Origin of the sequence: Enterococcus sp. DIV2449a (assembly GCF_051711225.1) — a bacterium.
Lineage (GTDB): Bacteria > Bacillota > Bacilli > Lactobacillales > Enterococcaceae > Enterococcus_D > Enterococcus_D casseliflavus.
Genome location: NZ_JBIOME010000001.1, coordinates 2,289,794 through 2,308,867, shown reverse-complemented (window position 1 = coordinate 2,308,867; position 19,074 = coordinate 2,289,794). Strand labels below are relative to the sequence as shown.

The following is a 19,074-nucleotide window of genomic DNA, read 5'->3' as shown; positions in this document are numbered from 1 at the left end:
AAACTTTATGGGGTTAGTATCTGTTATTGTGACATGTTACAATCACGAAAAATATATTGAACAATGTTTAAAAAGTGTACTTTCTCAAACATATCCTGAGATTGAACTGCTTGTTATAAATGATGGTTCAACTGATAAATCAGAAGAAATAATTCTTAAAACTCTTGAACTTTCTAACACAAAATATGAGTATATTTATCAAGAGAACAGTGGTGTTTGCGTAACAAGAAACCGTGGGTTAGATTGGATAAAGGGCAAATATGTTCTTTTTATTGACAGTGATAACTATCTCGATCCTGAGTTTATTGAAAAATTAGTTTCTTTGGCTGAAAGCGAAGAGGTCGATATAGTATATACCGACTTAATCAATGCTTCATCAAAAGAACTTTTCATGAAAGCCAGACCGTTCGAGCTTCAAGCCTATCTAACAAATAATTTTATTGATAATTGTTCACTAATACGAGCATCCATCATTAAAGATGTTCGTTATGACTTGAATTTAAACCGAAAAAAATTAGTTGATTATGATTTTATCATGAATTTAATTTTAGTTAATAAAGCAAAACCAAAAAAATGTGAAGAAGCTAAGCTGAATTATCGAGTACTAGCAAATTCGATTTCTAGGACCGGAGAGCATTCTTCTGATAAATTTTATTATGAAGTTTATTTTTATATATTAAGAAAACATATTGAAGACTATCCCAATGAAATTCTTAATGCAGTTTCACACAATACTATGATATTGGAAAATAGATTAAGCAATCTCACAAAACATTTGACTGAGTTAACAGAACATGTAAAGAATCAAGATCACGAAATTATCGTGAAAAACGATGAAAAAAAACTTTTAGAATTGGATAAGCAAAATCTGCTTGTTGAAAGAAAAGAGTTGGGTGAACATTTCTCTTATGAAATTGAAAAATATGAAAAAGAACAATTTACAATGAAACAAATTATTGCAACTTTGGAAAATGAGAAAAATGAAATTCGAAATTCAAATTCATATAAATTAGGGAATCTTTTCATCAAGCCGATACATTATGGATATCGCTTTATTAAAAATCCAGCTCTTGCTTTAAAAGTGTGGAGTAAATTAAAAGAGAACACAAGAAAATACTCAACAAAAGTTGTAAAACCCTCTACACTCCTGATGAGGGTTAAAAGGAGTGTAGAGAGAAAGAATAATAACTATGTTGCTCCATCAAGAATTTTGATTTTTGTTATTTATGAAGACAAAGAGAAATTACAAGAATATAAACTTCTTTTCTTGAAAGCATTTAAAGCTCTATGTACAGATCTCTTAATTATAGTAAATGGTGATTTACCAAGCTCGGATATTGAGCAGTTGGAACAATTAGGCCGTGTAGAAACCAGAGAAAATAAAGGATACGATACGGCAGCATTTAGACATGGAATTTTGTTTTTGGGTAAAGAGAAGCTTTTGGAATATGATGAGTTACTGTTAGTAAATGATACCAACATTGGACCTGTTGGTGAATTATCATCTATTTTTAAAAAAATGGCAGATAAAAAACTGGATTTTTGGGGTTTGACTTATGGAGAAGAATATAACGATTTTACTAATTTAAACAAATACGGCTATATTCCTAAACACTTACAGTCTTACTTCTTAGTAATAGAAAAGACATTACTTTCTTATTCAGGGTTTTATTCTTATTGGGAAAAAATGAATGATACAAATTCAAGAGATAAAGCAATTGGTATGCACGAAACGGTATTCACAAAGCATTTTTCAGATTTAGGATTTAAGCATGGTGCGCTAACAGAAAAAAACGAGGATAGTGCAATGTATATCCATCCTCTTGAGATGCTTAAAGAGGGTATACCAGTAATCAAATATACTGCATTATCAAACTATACAAATGAGAAATTTATTTGGCAAGGCTTGAATAGGCAAACAGAAATCCCTAGTTTGGTAAAATATATAGAAGAAAAGACAGATTATCCTGTTAAAATCATCAAAGAGATCATAGAGGATATAAAGGAGAAAGATTCACAAAAGTATGTATTGATTATTGATGGTGTTGAAAATGTTATTCCACAACTGACAAAATATCGTGTTGAAAATAAAATTGAACAATTAAAAAATTTGAATTTTAGAGTGAAGTCTGTGGGACTTTCTGAGCTGAAAATTAGCGATGCAGAAAGAGCGAGCCATATTATAATTTATAGAGCGCCATATAATGAGATGCTGGTCAATTTGATTCAAGTGGCCAAAGAATTTAATAAGCCAGTTTTATATGATATTGATGATTTAGTGATTGATACGAAATACACTGACCAGCTTTCGTATGTTAAAGGATTATCTAAAATAGAGAAGCAAAATTATGATGCTGGCGTGACTAACTATGGAAAAATGCTGGTTCTATGTGATATTGCAATAGCTTCCACAGAAGATTTGAAAAAAGAGCTAAAAAAGTATAATACTAAAGTGTTGTTAAACCGTAACTTAGGCAGTGAGGAATTAATAAAGCTAAGCAATAATGCAGAAAAACTTAGTGATGCATCATGTGTTCATATTGGGTATTTTTCTGGATCAATTACTCATAACGAAAATTTTGAATTAATTATGCCGGCAATATTGAAAATTTTAGCTTCCTTTAATAACGTGAAATTACATTTAGCGGGTCATATCGATATTCCGAATGAGTTAAAAGAATATAGTGAACAAATTGTGATCCATCCATTTGTTGACTGGAGATTGCTGCCGCAACTTGTTAAAAATGTAGATATAAATCTTGCGCCGCTTGTCGACACTATATTTAACAGGGCAAAATCTGAAATTAAGTGGTTAGAAGCTGGGTTATTAAAAATTCCAACAATTGCCAGTAACATTGGATCATTCAAGGACATGATAATTGAAGGTGAAACTGGCATTTTAGTTGATTCATCTGAAGATTGGTTTGAAAAACTAGAGCTGCTTGTAACGAATGGAGAGTTGCGCAAAAAAATTGGACGTAACGCGTATAATTATGTTGTTAACAATTGTACGACAATTCAACATAACGATGAATTGACAGATTTTTTATCTGAAGAGGCAAAAAATAAAATAAACGATTAAATAAAATATTCTTTAGTATAGGTATGTTTTAAATGAAGGAGACAAGATGAAAACAATACTTTTCGTGTCACCAACGGGTACGCTCGATAATGGAGCAGAAATATCTATCGTCAACTTAATGAAGTTTTTAGCTGCAGAAGGATATCATGTAGTTAATGCAGCACCGATATATGGAGTTGCAACAGAAAATGATTATTCTAGATATTGTGAGTCCAATGGCATTGAATGCTATTTGATCAATAACCAACGTTGGTGGTGGGAAGATGCTCCCGCACATATATTTGGTTCAGAAGAAGAAAGAGTTGTTTCATATAGAGACACAATTAAGACATTAACCGAGATTATAAAAGAAAAACAAGTGGATGTGGTGATTACAAATACGGTAAATATGTTTCAAGGTGCTCTTGCTTCTTGTCTAGAATCTATTCCTCATATCTGGTTAATTCATGAATATCCAGAAAAAGAGTTTGCTTACTATAAGAATAAACTAGATTTTATTGATCAATTTTCCACGGATATATTTTCGGTCACAGGTGATTTAAACAATCATCTGAATAAATTATTTAATAGTAGAGAAATACTTCCTTTTGCGCCGTATACAGAACTAAAAAGTTCAAATATTCAAATAGGAAAGAAAAAAAGAATCGTTTCAGTTGGAAGAATAACCAAAAGAAAAAATCAATTGGAGCTAATTCGAGCATTCCATGAAATAAATAGAAAAGATATCGAACTAGTTTTTGTTGGCGGTTGGGATGAAGAGTATAAAAGAGAATGCGAACGATATATAAAGGAGCATACTATTGCATCAGTTTCTTTTACCGGGAATGTAGAGAATCCATGGGATATAGTTACAGATAAGGATATTTGTGTATTTACATCAAGTTTAGAGACATATGGATTAGTTTATGTAGAAGCTTTACTCAATGGTATTCCAGTGATCATTTCGGACAATCCAGGCCATTTATCTGCATATGAGATGTTTCAACATGGGAAAATATATCCATTAGGTAATATTGATTCGCTTGTAGAGGCTATTAATTATTTTATAGACAATTTTGAAGAAGTAAAAAGTAAATCAGAAATGTTCATTAAAACAGCGAAAGAAAAATATCAAATCAAGTCAGTTTATCATGTTTTAATAGAAAGAATAAATCAAGCAAAGACAAATGAACATGCTATAAGACACATAAAAAACTTATTAGTAATCAACGAAAAGAAAAGTAAATTAGCAAATCTAGAAATAAAAATAAGAACCTTTGTGCAGAGAGTGATGTATAAAATTAAAAATAAATAAATACTTAAGGGGTTAAAATAATGGTTCGAAACAAATTACGAGAACCGCAAGGGATTTTTCTCGTACTAGCAACTCTATTTATAGGGATTTCGGTATTTTTAATGCCTATTAATAGAGTGCCCGATGAGATGAACCATGCGAGAATGGCATGGAATTCAATATTTGTAAGAACTGACACGAGTTTTGATTGGATGAATAGTGTTAGTGCAGATACTGAAATTAACAAAAGTGAATATAAACAGTTGTTTACGGAAAAAATTGATTTATCCGAGGAAAAATTTCAACCAAGCTTTGAGTTGAAAAGAATTATGCATATTCCGCAAGTTTTAGGAATGATACTAGGAAGCATTGTTTATCCATCAATAGGCGTAATGGTAACATTGGGACGCTTATTTAACGCTGTATTTTATATAGCCAGTATGTATTTAATTATTACAAAGACTAGATACGGTAAATGGTCGATGGTGCTTTTATCTTTACTCCCTATAATGGTTCAACAAGCAGGATCATTATCTTATGATGCTGCAAACTTCGTAGCGATTCTTGGCTTTTTTGCCTTTTTAAGCTTAATGATTGAAAATCCTCAAATCAATTTAAAAAAGTTGTTTCAAATTTTGCTATTTGCTCTAGCACTATATATTACGAAAAGTAATAACTTTTTATTTCTATTGCTTCTGTTCCCAATCAATTTCATATTAGCAGGAAAACTTTCTCCTTTGGAGAAAGTTAATCAGCATATAAGAAAGTTGATCTTCAAATACAAATATATACTGATCGTCCTTTTGCTTGTTCTTGGGGGATTAGTAGGTATTAAAATGTTTGGTGGTATACAGGGAATTAAAGAATTACTGCTCGTTTTGGTGAGAACTCTATTTAATAATAATCTAAATGGACATTTAAACAGCATTTTAACCGTGGGTATGTTTGGTTATATTGGGTTGTTTTCGGTAGAAATCCCTTTGTGGATTATTTTTATAGATGTAGCTTTATTGGCTTTTATTTCTGCTCTGAATAGTGATTTTGAAATCAAGAAAATATTCGGATTTTCATCGTTAGCAATCATTGTAATTCAAATTTTGGCTATAATCGCTGGAATGTACTATGCTTGGACACCGCTAGTATTAGGAGAGAATGCAATAATTTCGGTAGGTGCACAAGGGAGATACTTTACTCCGTTTCTTATTTTTCTTGTTCCTTTTTTCATCTCATTAAAAGATAGCATAAAAGTCGAGATGAGTGAAAAGCTATTAAGGTTTGCTATAATATTAACTTTAGTATTCAATTTTATTGTTTCTACAGGCTTGGTTTTGGATACTTATTGGTTTTTATGATGGGAGAACTTATGAACAGGGTTGCTTATCTTTAGATTAGTTTTTTTTCTTTTCTAATTCATTTTCAGTATAGAAATTTGCTAATTCTGTTTTTTCAATAATAGATGAAATGAGTTGTGTAAAATCAAATCTGGGTCAGAATGAACCACATTCTGGCTCAGATTTTTTGTTATCTTACATTGATTAATTGATTGATCAAAAAGATTCTAATTCTCATGTTCTCGAATGATTTAAATCCGTAGGATACTCGTTTCATTGTCTTTATGTGGGTATTCTTCGCTTCAATTTTTCCATTGGAATAAGGATAGATCATTGCGTTGGTGATGCCTTCTTCATAGGTCAGAAGGTTTTGAAGCTTCTCCCGAAAGCCGTCATCTAACGTTTCGGGAAGTTCTGCCAATATGGAGAAAAATAAGTCAGGGTCTTTGTCTCGAAAGGCTTCAACTAATTCATGAAAAAAGGGATACGCCTCCTTCAGGGGCGTAGAAAACTCAAGCAAACGATCAATCATCATTGCTTCAGTAAGAAATGGGTATTTTGGTGCTCGGAAACTTTTCCATGTTTTGTATTCATAATGGTTGATGTTTGCACGATTTTTTAGCAAAAAGCGCCAGTTCTTTTTCAGTTTTTCTGCATGGCTTTTCTGCCCAGCTTTACGAAGTTCATTCATTTCACGGATACGCAACTCATTGAACGCTTGATTCATGTGTTTGACAATATGAAACCGATCAATCACTACTTTCGCATTTGGCAGAACACGTTTGGTGAGCTGGAAGTAGGCAGCGTTCATGTCTGTAACCAAGAATTCTACTTCTTCTGGATTGGTACAACCTAAGAAATAGCTTGTTAATCGGGGTAATTTACGCGTAGGCAAAACATCAATTAATTTTCCTGTTTCGCCATCTGCGCAAATAAAGCTCATCTTATCTTCTATGGAAGCGTGCGAACGAAATTCATCAACCATCAATACACTGGGGAGAATCATTTTAGATTGCTTTGGCAAATAGCTTTTAAACTCTTTCAACGTACGAATAACGGTGGTCAAAGATACCTGACAGCTTTTCGCAATAAAAGATAAAGATACTTTTTCAGTTAGTAAAGAAGCAATTTTATATCTAACATGATTTGCGATTGAATGTCTGGGTTGGACAAAATAACTTTGAGCCGTCCAATGGGTGCGACAGTTTTTACAGGTATAGCGTTGCTTTTTAGGCGCATAACCAAAGGCATATGATTGTATTGTTCAAAACGGACAATCGTTTCCTTTTTTCCATTTTTCACTATAATTGCTTTCCCGTTTCCATCTACCACAGTAGTACCACAACTTCTACAAGCACGAGGAGTAGGCGAGAGAACCGCATCGACGACCAACGTCTTTTTCTTCTGAAGGGTCTCGTAAGAGACCTCTGTAATCATCAAATCTTTCTCTATTATTCTCAGCATTTTTTTGATAGAATCATTCATATAGCATATCGTTCTCTCAGTTGTTTATTTTGTGGTGATTTAATCATACTAGAGAACGATATATTTTTTAATACCTAAAATGAAAATGGGACTGAAGAATCAATTCTGATTCATCAGTCCCATAAATTATAGAGTCAGATTTTTTGTTATCTCACATTGATTAATTGATTGATCAAAAAGATTCTAATTCTCATGTTCTCGAATGATTTAAATCCGTAGGATACTCGTTTCATTGTCTTTATGTGGGTATTCTTCGCTTCTATTTTTCCATTGGAATAAGGATAGATCATTGCGTTGGTGATGCCTTCTTCATAGGTAAGGAGGTTTTGAAACTTTTCCCGAAAGCTGTCATCTAACGTTTCGGGAAGTTCTGCCAATAAGGAGAAAAATAAGTCAGGGTCTTTGTCTCGAAAGGCTTCAACTAATTCATGAAAAAAGGGATACGCCTCCTTCCAGGGCGTAGAAAAGTCAAGCAATCGATCAATCATCATCGTTTCTGTCCCATAAAAATTATAGAGGCTGATTTTTTGAGGAGAATGATTAGGCGGTTGAGAAATAGAAAGCCTTATTCTCATTACATGATATAAATATCTTTTGATGTCATGTTGTAACAGGAAACTTGAAATGCTTTTAATTTTCACTTTATAGATAATGGGATTATAAGAAGTCTGTTAAAATAAAATTTCGCTTTTTTACCAAAAAAATATTCATATAATTATATTATGATTAAAATAAAAAAAGGTGATAAATCAAGCAGCATTCTTTTTTAATTTACCTCTACTCACAATATAGTTGATTTAATAAATATTAAAGTAATAATCGCTCTTTAAAGAATCGATGTAAAAAAGGTATTTTAAGAAAACTTTTTTATGTACAAAAGTAGTATAAACGAGAGGATATTATGATTGACTTGCAATTCTGTCATGCAGGTCACCTTAGAAAGTGTAATTTGGCTGATACATAAAAAGTGGTTGTGGACAATCAAGAAAAATCTCCCCTCTTCCAGTTGCTACTATATATTTTTTATTTTAAGAGCGGATGTGAAATATTGTTGTTATTTGAAAAAAGAGTTTATAGATTAGACCAGCAAAATATTTTTGGATTTTGAATCGTGTTTAAAAAAAATATTAGATTTCTATCAGAATATATTATTTCAAAAACTACTTAATCATATAGCTAACAAGAAAGTGATCTTTCTGACATGTTGCTTTGAGCAAGCGAAAAAAAAAGACAAAAACATCACTTGGATGCTTTTGTCGGGGCGATTTATGAAGTATTCCATGCAGCAGCGATCGATATATTTTTCACTAATTATTACTATTTGTATTTATGGTAAGATCCGAACCTTTCATTATATACTTATTATAAAAACTTGAGTTTTTACTTAATTCAGAGGTAAATGTCTCGTATCCCAAGAATTCCATTAAAGTATTAGTATCAGAATATAAATTAGTACCTAGTCCTATTCGGTCGCCTTCTATTTGTACGCCTAGTGCGGCCAATGTTGTAGGGAAAAGATCGAGTGTGCTAAATTGACGCTCAGTGTTATTTAATGTAGTAATAGGAGAGTTGATGAATAAATTAAAAACCGTTCTCTGGTAAGTTTCTTCTATTGAAGCGAAGTAACCTTGGTCCATATTTAAATGGTCTCCAGCAATAACAATAGTTGTATTTTCATAAAATGGCTGTGCTTTTATCCAAGCAATAAAGTCGCCAATCATCTGATCCGAATAATAAATAACATTGCTAAGCTGTTCATCAAAAATCTCAGGTGTATTTTCATTTTTGTATCCATCTGGAAAATGAGTATCTGCCGTTAGCATAGTCAAATTAAATGGCTGGTCTAGTGATGCTTGTTCCAAAAGTGTGTTTTTCGCAAATTCAAAGAGTTTCTCATCCTCATATCCCCACCATACTTTTCTATCTTTTGGTATCCAACCATGGTCATTAGCATAATTATAATCCCGTATCTCGTAGTCTCCATGTTGCTCATAAAATTTCTTCCTACCGCCAAAATCGGCGTCTGACCCCAATAATAAAATTTGGTTATATCCGTTGTCATGTAATATGTCACCTATAGAGGTAATTCCTGGCATGAAATGTTCAGTATTGCCATAGTCGTTTTCACTATATCCGCCGGTCACACGTAAAGGCACGCCTGTGCTTTGTCCAACCATTCCTCCTACCGTAAATCCAACACCAGGAACTTGAATTGCCCCCCCTAACAGCTTTTGGTTGGAGAAATTTAGTCCATCTGAATATGAGAGTTCTGTGATATTAGGCATTAAATTTTCTTGTTGGGCGCCTCCAACAGCTGACGAAAGATAAGTTGTCTCTAAGGACTCAACAAAAATATAAATCAAGTTTCTCTTGTCCTCAGGAAAAGTTATAGAAATCGAATTTGGATCAACATAAAAATCTTCATATATAGTTGATTTTTCAAAAAAGTAAGCTTTCAATTCATTAAAACCAAGTTTATTAAGGCCTAATACTATATTTGCTAACAATAAAATTACTGTAAAAAAAATAGAAAGAAAGCATGATTTTTTTGAAAATTTGACTATTCTAGTGGTTTTCGAAGAACGAATCATAATCATGAAATAGAGTAGAATGATGATAATTTGTGTAATGACTATAGAGTTTAGTAAAGGACCTAAAAGATATGCGTAAATCTGTCCTTGATCAGTTCCAGTTAGCGGTTGAGAAAGTGTATAAAAAATTTCATCTATTCCAACGTTTCCGAAGTAGCTTTTAGTCCAATAGGCGCTATTAGAGGCCAAAAAACCTAAAAATGTCAACAATATCAGTAGTAGTGAAAGTGCAACATATTTTTTATCAATCTTTATAGGTTTCTCAAGCCAATAGTTTGAACCAAATCTAAAAATTGCATAGAAAATTATCGCAAGGACTAATGAGAGTATGGTCCTTACAACCGTACCATTTTCTGAAACCCTTTCTAAAAAAAGTACGACTCGAGTAAAATTGGATGAAATAAAAGTACTAAGGGTGAAATGAAAGCTAGCAATAAAAAAAGCGAAAAAAAGCCGCTTCAAAAAGGTAGAGCGACAGTAAAAAAACAAAATAAAAAAAAGACCCAGGCTTATAAGCATTTAAAAAATCCTCCCAGAAAAAACTGTTTTAGAAATAAGTGTCGTTAGCAAAAAGTTTAATATAAATCTTCGATTAAGTAAATTATTTCATTAAATACAATCTTAAAAAGATGAAGTATGATAAAGTAAGAAAAGGTTATATATTTTATTTGATTATTGAGATTTATTTAGAAGTCGAGTATAATTTTAAAGATTGAGTTTGTAGCGGCAGCTCTAGAATAGGAAAGGGGAAGAGAATGCATACCTTTGTAATTTGTGCATATAAGGAATCGCCATTTTTAATAAAATGTATTGAATCTTGTAAGAATCAGACGAGTGTTTTAAATAATAATTCCAAGATAATAATGTACACAAGCACGCCAAACGAATATATAAAGAAAATTTCTGGACAATATGGGATCCCTTTATTTATAAAAGAGGGAGGCAGTATTGGAAAGGATTGGAACAATGCTTTGTCTGTGGTAGAAACAAGATATGCGACAATTATTCATCAAGACGATCTCTACTTGTCAAACTATGGAGAAAAAATATTGAATTCTTTCGAAGAAAACAATAATCTTAATATAGTATTTTGTGATTATGAAGAAATTGATGAGCAAGACAACATAAGAGAACGGAATGTTAATTTGAAAATAAAGACCTTCGGATTGCATTTACTGAGTTTGTTGCCATACAAGAAATATCAGCGCAGAATATATGCTTTTGGTAATTTTATATGTTGCCCAGCTGTATCATATGATTTAGATCGGTTAAAAGATTTTTCTTTTAATGAATCTTTAAGAATGGCGGTTGATTGGGATGCTTGGGAACGCATAATGAAGCGCCATGGAGAAATATTATACATTCCTGAACGTTTGATGTATCATCGTATCCACTCAGAATCAGAAACAACGGTTAATACAGTTTCAAAGACAAGAGAAGCTGAGGAATACGAATTGTACCAACGTTACTGGGGAAAGACTATTGCGAAGTTATTGATGAAATATTATGTTAATAACCAAAAGAGCAATCAACTATGAAAATAAGGATGAGATAAAATTGAATCCCAAAATATTGTTAATCATTCCAGCCTATAATGAGGCGGACGGTATTGAAGATGTTATCCGCAAAGTAAATGATTATAGAAAAAATTATAAATATATCCTTGATTACATTGTAATAAACGACGGCTCAACTGACAATGAAGAAGAAATCCTTCGAAAAAATGATATCAACCATGTTGAACTTGTTAATAATCTTGGTATTGGTGGAGCAGTTCAGACCGGGTACATTTATGCTTTAGAAAATGATTACGACATCGCTGTTCAGTTTGATGGGGATGGACAGCATGATATTCAAAGTCTACCTAATTTGATAGAGCCTCTCATAAATGACGTAGCTGATTTTACTGTTGGTTCAAGATTTGTTTCTGATAGTAAATCTAGTTTTAAATCCACTGGTGCCAGGCAGGCAGGAATAAAAATTTTATCCAATTTAATTTATATGCTGACTGGTCTAAGAATAAAGGATGTTACAAGCGGTTATCGAGCGGGCAACAGAAAAGTTATAGAACAATTTGTTAGTAGATACCCAAGTCAATATCCAGAACCTGAGAGTTATATGCATTTAATTGCGAAAAACATTAGAGTAAAAGAAGTCGGCGTTAGAATGTTTGAGAGGACTAGTGGGAAATCAAGCATTCATTTGTTGGACTCAGTTGCCTATATGTTTAATGTTTCGATCTCTATATTGATTGCTTCTTTGATTGAGAGGGAGGATAAGTAATATGCCAATACAGCTCCAAATAATTGCTATTTTTTTAGCAATTGGTTTTTTATTGTTAACGATATTTTTAATTCGGAAAGATCATGCAGAAGTCAGACAAATGAATAAGTGGTTATTTTTAAGCGTAATCATGATTTTTGGCGCTTTGTTTCCCAGTTTAGGAACAAAAATTGCTCACTCATTTGGTATCACCACACTGACTTCATTAGCATTGTTTACATTAACTGCTTTTTTGTTATTTATTGCTTTAACAAGCAGTATTGCCTTGATAAATACCCAACGTCAAATTAAAACATTGACACAGCAATTGTCACTTTTAAAACATGAAATAAATAAATTAAAAAAGGAGAAACAATGAGAGGCGTATATCTATCGCAAGATTTATCGCATGCTGGTGGTATAGAGAAAAAAATCTATAAACAAATCGAAGAATTTGAAAAGAACAATTTTACTATATATAAGGCGATTAATCCCAAGAGAAATATATTTCACCTAATTCGCAATGTTATCCCATTTTTTTCTAAACAATATTTTATGTCTGATAATATTAATTGGATTGAATATGACTTTGTTTATATAAGAAAAGGCGCCGTCTTAGACAAAAGTGTTATTGACTTATTAACTAAAATAAAATTACAGAATCCGCAGATTCTTATTATTATGGAAATTCCGACATATCCTTACATAAATGAATTCAAGGGTTTGCTTAAATGGATTATAAAAAGCAAAGAAAAATTATGGGTTCCTAAGTTGAAATTGTATGTTGATTTGTTCGTTACTTATTCCGACGATAAAAAAATCTATGATATTCCATGCTTAAATATTTCAAATGCATACGACTTTCCGGAGCGTCCGCCATTAATTAAATGTTCGAGTGATTCAATACAACTCTTAGGCGTAGCTGCGCTATGCTTTTACCATGGTTATGATAGAGTCATCGAAGGGTTGAATAATTATTATCAATCAAGTAAATCACAACGCCAGATTCAGTTTCAACTAGTTGGTGATGGTCCTGTGCTTAAAGAATATGAACAATTGGTTAAAAAATATCAATTAGAAGACAAGGTTACGTTTCATGGTAGAATAGCATTTTCCGATTTAGATCGATTTTATCAGACAGCAGATATTGGAATTGACTCTTTGGCTCGTCATAGATCGGGTGTTTTTTATAATAGTAGTTTAAAAGGAAAGGAATATTTAGCAAAAGGTTTCCTATTATATCAGGGGTTAAAACAGAGCTGGATTCAGAAAATTTATCTTTTTATTACAAAATTCCCAATGACGATACACCGCTAGATATTGAAAAAGTCGTTGAATGGTATGATTCTTTGAGAAAAAACATGTCGAAGAAAGAACTGACAAACTTCATATACAAATATGGTAAGTCAAACTATACGTTTGAAAAAACGTTTCAGCCTGTGGTGGATTATTTAAAAGAACGAGAGACTAAAAGAAAATAAATTTTACTTTGTTGGTTTGCTATCCAATGGTTCAATCAGCGAGATATTGAGTAAAGAAAATAAAATTTATTTAGTTGAAAGGATTCTAATGGAAAATAATCAAACAAAAAACTTATTTAAGAACTCATTTATCACTGGAGTTATTTTTGTAATTCAGATGATTATGAGTTTTGTTACAAGAACTCTTTTTATTAAATTCTTAGGTGTTGAAATACTGGGATTCAATGGTATAATAAGTAATATTTTGATGGTTCTATCTGTTGCTGAGCTAGGGATAGGACCTGCCTTGATTTTTTCGCTTTATAAACCTTTAGCGGAAAATGAAGTCGAACTAGTGAAAATTCTGATGAAATTTTATAAAAAAATATATACTTTGATTGGCTTAATAATTGCAGGACTAGGGCTCGTTCTAATCCCTTTTTTACCCTTTATCGTAGATAGTTCTGCTCAGATTGATCATCTGTATTTGTATTATTTATTGTTTTTATCAAATACAGTAGTGTCATATTTCTTCACTTATAAAAGAAGTATAATTATAGCAGATCAAAAGAACTATATAGTAGCTTCAAATGACTTTTTATATTGGATGATGTTTCAAATCTCAAGTTGTTTTGCTATAATGCTATATAGTAGCTTTACTGCGTATCTGATCTTTCAACTTTTAAGTACGATAGCTGCTAATCTAAGTATTTCTTTTATAGCGGATAAAAAGTTTCCTTATCTTAAGGATAAACCCAGTGATACACAGTTGCCGCAAAATTTAAAATCTGAAATAAAGAAAAACACAATTGGTCAATTTACCAATAAAATAGGAACTATGGTTGTTAACGGAACTGACAACATCCTTATTTCAATTTTTATAGGTTTATCTCAAGTAGGAATGTATGTGAACTACACGTTAATAGTTACTTCCGTTACAAATTTAATCAATCAGATTATTAATTCAATGACCGCTACAATTGGAAACGTCGGAATAACTGGTTCCCGTTCAGATTCAGTGCGTATGTTTGAAAATCATCTTTTTTTTGTTCATTCTATCGGCTACTTTTGTAGTTTCTATTTGATTGTGTTGTTTAACCCATTTATTATTCTTTGGCTTGGCAGTAAATTTACGTTTAGTTTTTTTACAGTAATATTAATTGTTTTAAATTTTTCTATAACAATTTCGAGGAAAAGTGCGCTTAGCTTTATTGATGCTTATGGATTGGCATGGTACCAGAAGTATAAACCGGTTTTCGAATCTATAGTGAATTTGGGACTTTCTATACTTTTCATCACAGTGTTCCATCTAGGCGTTGATGGGGTTTTGTTAGGAACCATCATATCCAGCATAACGATTTCATGTTGGTTTGAACCATATGTTTTATACAAACATGGTTTTTCTGAACCGTTTAAAAAGTTTGCAATATTAGCTGTTAAAAATTATGGCACAACAGTAATAGGCTTAATATTGGCAATTGTAACAGCTCTATTGACATCAGAGCTTAGAGGATTTCAAGGTTTTATTCTCCAAATTTTAATCACAAGTACAATATTAATATCTTCATTTATTGCTATTAATATTAAACGAAGAGAATTTCGTTGGTTCCTACACCTTGTTTTAAGAAAAAAACATAATTAATTTCTAAAACAGTTTCACTAGTGATATCATTTAATTAAGAAGAATTTAAGGAGGAGTTGTTTTGTCTAAACAACAGCATCCAGAAAAATCGTTTAAAGACGAAGTTTTAAAGTCTTTAGAGTCAAACCAAAACAAAGAACGGGATATAGGAAGCGAATTGAATTCTCAGCAAGAAGAGCGTCAATCAATCATTTCTCGGTCGAATAAAGAAAGCACAGAGAAAGAAAAAGGCTCTAGAAGCCAAAGTAAAGCTTTTGGTCACAATAATAAAATAGACCCAAATAATGACGATTTAACGGGGAAAAACCAACGCAGATTGCAGCGCAGCAAGGAAGACAAAATAGTTAATAAGATCGTGTTGATTGTTGTTCTTGTTTTCTTAGTAATCGGCGGAATATTAGGTTTCTCAGCTTATCGATATGTTACTTCAAGTTTGCAGCCATTAGATCCCGATGATACTGAGATGGTGACGATTGTTATTCCAAGCGGTTCTTCGAATAAAGCAATTGGTGAAATCTTAGAGGATGAGAACATTATTAAAAGTGGAATGATTTTTAATTATTACACAAAATTTAATAATCTGACGGGCTTTCAAGCAGGAACATATCATTTTTCACCAAATATGACACTGGAAGCGATAAGTGAGCAGTTGCAAAATGGCGAGGGCTCGGTCACCTCTGATGCAAAAGTGACGATTCCAGAAGGATTTGATGTTGATCAAATCGGTGATGCTCTAGCGGAAGCAACGAATATCTCGAAAGACGATTTCTTAGCTTTGATGGAAAGCGATGAGTTCTTTGAAAAAATGAAAGAAACCTATCCTGAGCTTTTAGCAAGTGCCGGCGATGCGCAAGGTGTGCGTTACCGACTAGAAGGATACTTGTTCCCAGCAACTTACGACTACTATACGGGAAATACCCTAGAAGAAGTCGTTACCCAAATGGTGGATAAATCAAATTCAGTCTTGTCAAAATATTTCGATCAAATCGCTCAAAAAGAAATGACGGTTCAAGAAGTCCTTACTTTGGCATCACTTGTTGAGAAAGAGGGTAGTAAGCTAGAAGATCGTAAAAATATCGCACAGGTATTCTTCAATCGTTTAGCGATTGATATGCCGCTGCAATCGGATATTTCGATTCTATACGCGTTAGGTGAGCACAAAGAGCTAGTTACTTATGAGGACACTCAAGTTGACTCTCCTTATAATCTCTATGTGCATACTGGCTACGGACCTGGACCATTCAACAATCCAAGTGAAGCAGCGATCCAAGCGGTCTTAGATCCAACACCGAACAACTACTATTATTTCGTTGCTGACATTCAAACCCAAGAAGTTTACTTTGCGGAAACCTATGAACAGCATATGCAATTAGTGGAACAATATGTAAACAATACCTCAAATTAAATTTTCATAGGTTTATAGTTTACATTTAAAAAAAAGCATGGTAATCTTTTGTGGACTCATCGCAAAAGATTACCTTTTGCGATTTATTAGAAGTTACTAAAAGGAGAAAAGAACTATGGTAGAAAAAGTTTACCCAATGACACTTGAAGGAAAAGAAAAGCTAGAACAAGAATTAGAAGAATTGAAAACGGTAAAACGCGGCGAAATCATTGAACGTATCAAGGTAGCCCGCAGTTTTGGCGATTTATCCGAAAACTCAGAGTATGAGTCTGCTAAAGATGAACAAGCGTTTGTCGAAGGCCGAATCACTACTTTAGAAAATATGATTCGTTTTGCAGAGATCATTGATAATGAGGGTGTAGACTCTGATGAAGTTTCCATCGGAAAAACAGTTATTTTTGTTGAGTTGCCTGATGGTGACGAAGAAGAGTACATGATCGTCGGTAGTGCTGAAGCAGATCCATTTTCTGGTAAAATTTCCAATGATTCACCAATCGCTCGTGCCTTGATTGGGAAAAAAGTCAATGATGAAGTGACGATCTCAACGCCAGGCGGAGATATGCAAGTAAGAATCACAGAAGTAAAGAAAAGCTAATTGCTTGATCACTCGATCAATCTAGTTGACCCTGTTGTTCATTCTCCTTTAGGGAATTTGATCAAACAGGGTCTTTTTTCGGACCAGCGACGGATGGACAAACCATTTTTTTCAGGTATGATAGAGTAGAATTACTAAGAGGAGGAGCTTGAATGAAAAGTCCTTGGCGTTTTTTCTTTATTGTTGAAGCGCTCTTACTGCTTTTTGCGGTATGGCAAATTTTATCTAATCCGCCATTATTATTTTTATTAATACTTGGTGTGACGTGCTTGGTCCTTGTGAACCGAAGTGAGCGCAAGAGCAATTTTAAAAATTTCTTGATGGTCTCAAGTTCCATTGCTATTTTGATCAGTTTGTTAAATAGTCCAGCACTGTGGCTGATGCTGATTTTTGCGATTTTATTTATTGGTTTAAAAGGAGTCGAGATTACCGGAATCGACTTAACTAAAAATTCGTTCTGGCGCAAAAAACAAATGATTATCGTTGAAACTGAAGAACCCAAAGCTGATCATCCACTGAAACAAAAGCAGCAATGGTTAGGCAATGAACGGATCGGCAGTCAAGTCTATGAATGGGACGATATCAATTTAGATATCTTGACGGGAGACACTTTCATCGATCTAGGCAACACTTTATTGCCTAAGAAAGAAAACGTCGTGATCGTACGAAAAGGCTTTGGCAGAACTCGTATTTTAGTGCCTGCTGGTATAGCGATCAAATTAGAGCACAGTACTTTTATTGGCTCCGTTATCTTTGAAGGCGAAGAAACGAGCTTGAAAAATGAAAAAGTGACGATCTACAGCCCTGATTATGGCGAAAATAGTCGGCGTTTGAAAATCTTGACGAATACCCTTGTTGGTGATGTTGAGGTGATTCGGGTATGATCGGGAAATTTTCAAGAGGCATGATCGCTTTTTATGCAGGATTAGCAAGTTTTTTTACCATGATTTTGATGCTGTTTTCCTATTTGTATGCCAGTGGGAAAAATAATTGGCTGATTGAAGTCTTTCAAATCAAGCTCTTCTTTATCCCAATCGTCTTTCACTTACTTGTAATATCTGCATTGATTGCTTTAGCTGTCTTTTTACTGACTTCTTTTTTTCGCAACCGTCAATACGGTCCGGTGGAAGAAAAGTTAAGACTGTTAGCCAGTGGCTATATCGATAGTCCTTTATTGGAAACAAAAATCCCCCATGCGTCTGAAAACCATTTGATTGCGAATGTGGATCGTGATATTGCCAGTATCCAATCGAAGATGAAACAGATGTCGATGGAATTACAGCAATTGAATGCGAAACCGCAGTTTGTTGATGGTCAGACGAAAGAAGAGATTTTAGAAGCAGAAAGGCAGCGTCTGGCTCGTGAATTGCACGACTCTGTTTCTCAACAGCTGTTTGCCGCCATGATGATGATGTCTGCACTAAATGAGCAAGCGATTCGAACAGATGCGCCAGAAAGCCAAAAGAAACAGTTAGCTATGGTCACAGACATTATCAATGCTTCGCAATCTGAAATGCGAGCGCTCTTGCTTCATCTACGACCTGTTACTTTGGAAGGGAAGAGTCTAAAGCAAGGAATCGAGCAATTGTTAAAAGAATTAGAGACCAAAATCAAAATTCTATTGACTTGGGATATTGAAGACTTTACGATGCCTAGTTCGATTGAAGATCAACTCTTTCGTGTGATCCAAGAACTCTTATCTAATACACTGCGTCACGCCAAGGCTAATGAGTTGGAAGTTTACTTGCATCGCATTGATAATAACGTGTTGTTGCGGGTGATCGATGACGGTGTTGGCTTTGATCCACAAGATCAAAAGGCCGGCAGCTATGGCTTGATGAATATCCGAGAACGGGTAAGTGCCGTTGGCGGAACGTTGAAAATTATTAGTTTTAAAAATCAAGGAACCAGTATTGAAATTAAAGTTCCACTGTTGAAGGAGGCATAA

The 19,074-nt window shown here is 33.4% G+C and carries 13 protein-coding genes and 2 pseudogenes; 12 read left to right on the top strand and 3 right to left on the bottom strand.

The genetic code is table 11. The features are described 5' to 3' along the window. Nucleotides 1-7 precede the first annotated feature (7 nt). From IGI76_RS10770 to IGI76_RS10760, 3 genes are all read left to right on the top strand, one after another. Nucleotides 8-3,082, top strand: coding sequence for a rhamnan synthesis F family protein (locus tag IGI76_RS10770; protein ID WP_086295562.1), 3,075 nt, complete (start codon nucleotides 8-10; stop codon nucleotides 3,080-3,082). 64 nt (nucleotides 3,083-3,146) lie between these two features. Next, nucleotides 3,147-4,376 (top strand): glycosyltransferase family 4 protein, encoded by a 1,230-nt coding sequence (locus IGI76_RS10765; protein ID WP_438792263.1) that lies wholly within the window; start codon nucleotides 3,147-3,149, stop codon nucleotides 4,374-4,376. Nucleotides 4,377-4,396: 20 nt separating this feature from the next. Beyond that, complete coding sequence (locus IGI76_RS10760; RefSeq protein ID WP_060792928.1) at nucleotides 4,397-5,707, top strand: DUF2142 domain-containing protein; 1,311 nt, start codon at nucleotides 4,397-4,399, stop codon at nucleotides 5,705-5,707. A 169-nt stretch (nucleotides 5,708-5,876) separates the two neighbouring features. Here the strand turns inward: IGI76_RS10760 and IGI76_RS10755 are convergent. From IGI76_RS10755 to IGI76_RS10745, 3 genes and pseudogenes are all read right to left on the bottom strand, one after another. Continuing rightward, nucleotides 5,877-7,171 (bottom strand): annotated as a pseudogene (locus IGI76_RS10755) (ISL3 family transposase). Nucleotides 7,172-7,317: 146 nt separating this feature from the next. Next, nucleotides 7,318-7,671, bottom strand: a pseudogene (locus IGI76_RS10750) (transposase); the annotation flags it as partial. 807 nt (nucleotides 7,672-8,478) lie between these two features. Beyond that, entirely contained in the window at nucleotides 8,479-10,281 is a 1,803-nt protein-coding gene (locus tag IGI76_RS10745; RefSeq protein ID WP_071859262.1) for an LTA synthase family protein, read from the bottom strand. A gap of 236 nt (nucleotides 10,282-10,517) precedes the next feature. On the opposite strand from IGI76_RS10745, the gene IGI76_RS10740 reads away from it, so the two are divergent. From IGI76_RS10740 to IGI76_RS10700, 9 genes are all read left to right on the top strand, one after another. Next, a complete protein-coding gene (locus IGI76_RS10740; protein WP_060792197.1) occupies nucleotides 10,518-11,300 on the top strand; it encodes a glycosyltransferase family 2 protein in 783 nt (260 codons plus the stop codon). Further along, complete coding sequence (locus tag IGI76_RS10735; RefSeq protein ID WP_051095375.1) at nucleotides 11,269-12,045, top strand: glycosyltransferase family 2 protein; 777 nt, start codon at nucleotides 11,269-11,271, stop codon at nucleotides 12,043-12,045. The genes IGI76_RS10740 and IGI76_RS10735 overlap by 32 nt, the downstream gene beginning before the upstream one ends. A gap of 1 nt (nucleotide 12,046) precedes the next feature. Next, on the top strand, nucleotides 12,047-12,403 hold the full coding sequence (locus IGI76_RS10730) for a DUF2304 domain-containing protein (protein ID WP_060792198.1): 357 nt from the start codon (nucleotides 12,047-12,049) through the stop codon (nucleotides 12,401-12,403). Further along, nucleotides 12,400-13,341, top strand: coding sequence for a glycosyltransferase (locus tag IGI76_RS10725; protein WP_438781530.1), 942 nt, complete (start codon nucleotides 12,400-12,402; stop codon nucleotides 13,339-13,341). The genes IGI76_RS10730 and IGI76_RS10725 overlap by 4 nt, the downstream gene beginning before the upstream one ends. Nucleotides 13,342-13,551: 210 nt before the next feature. Then, entirely contained in the window at nucleotides 13,552-15,126 is a 1,575-nt protein-coding gene (locus tag IGI76_RS10720) for a lipopolysaccharide biosynthesis protein (protein WP_438792262.1), read from the top strand. 61 nt (nucleotides 15,127-15,187) lie between these two features. Further along, nucleotides 15,188-16,531: an endolytic transglycosylase MltG gene (gene mltG / locus IGI76_RS10715; RefSeq protein ID WP_231434832.1), complete on the top strand. Its 1,344-nt coding sequence runs from the start codon at nucleotides 15,188-15,190 to the stop codon at nucleotides 16,529-16,531. A gap of 115 nt (nucleotides 16,532-16,646) precedes the next feature. Then, on the top strand, nucleotides 16,647-17,126 hold the full coding sequence (greA, locus tag IGI76_RS10710) for a transcription elongation factor GreA (RefSeq protein WP_005229556.1): 480 nt from the start codon (nucleotides 16,647-16,649) through the stop codon (nucleotides 17,124-17,126). Between the two features lie 152 nt (nucleotides 17,127-17,278). Beyond that, nucleotides 17,279-18,010, top strand: coding sequence for a cell wall-active antibiotics response protein LiaF (gene liaF, locus IGI76_RS10705; RefSeq protein ID WP_010749367.1), 732 nt, complete (start codon nucleotides 17,279-17,281; stop codon nucleotides 18,008-18,010). Then, nucleotides 18,007-19,074: a sensor histidine kinase gene (locus tag IGI76_RS10700; RefSeq protein ID WP_201689550.1), complete on the top strand. Its 1,068-nt coding sequence runs from the start codon at nucleotides 18,007-18,009 to the stop codon at nucleotides 19,072-19,074. Before liaF ends, IGI76_RS10700 begins: the two co-directional genes overlap by 4 nt.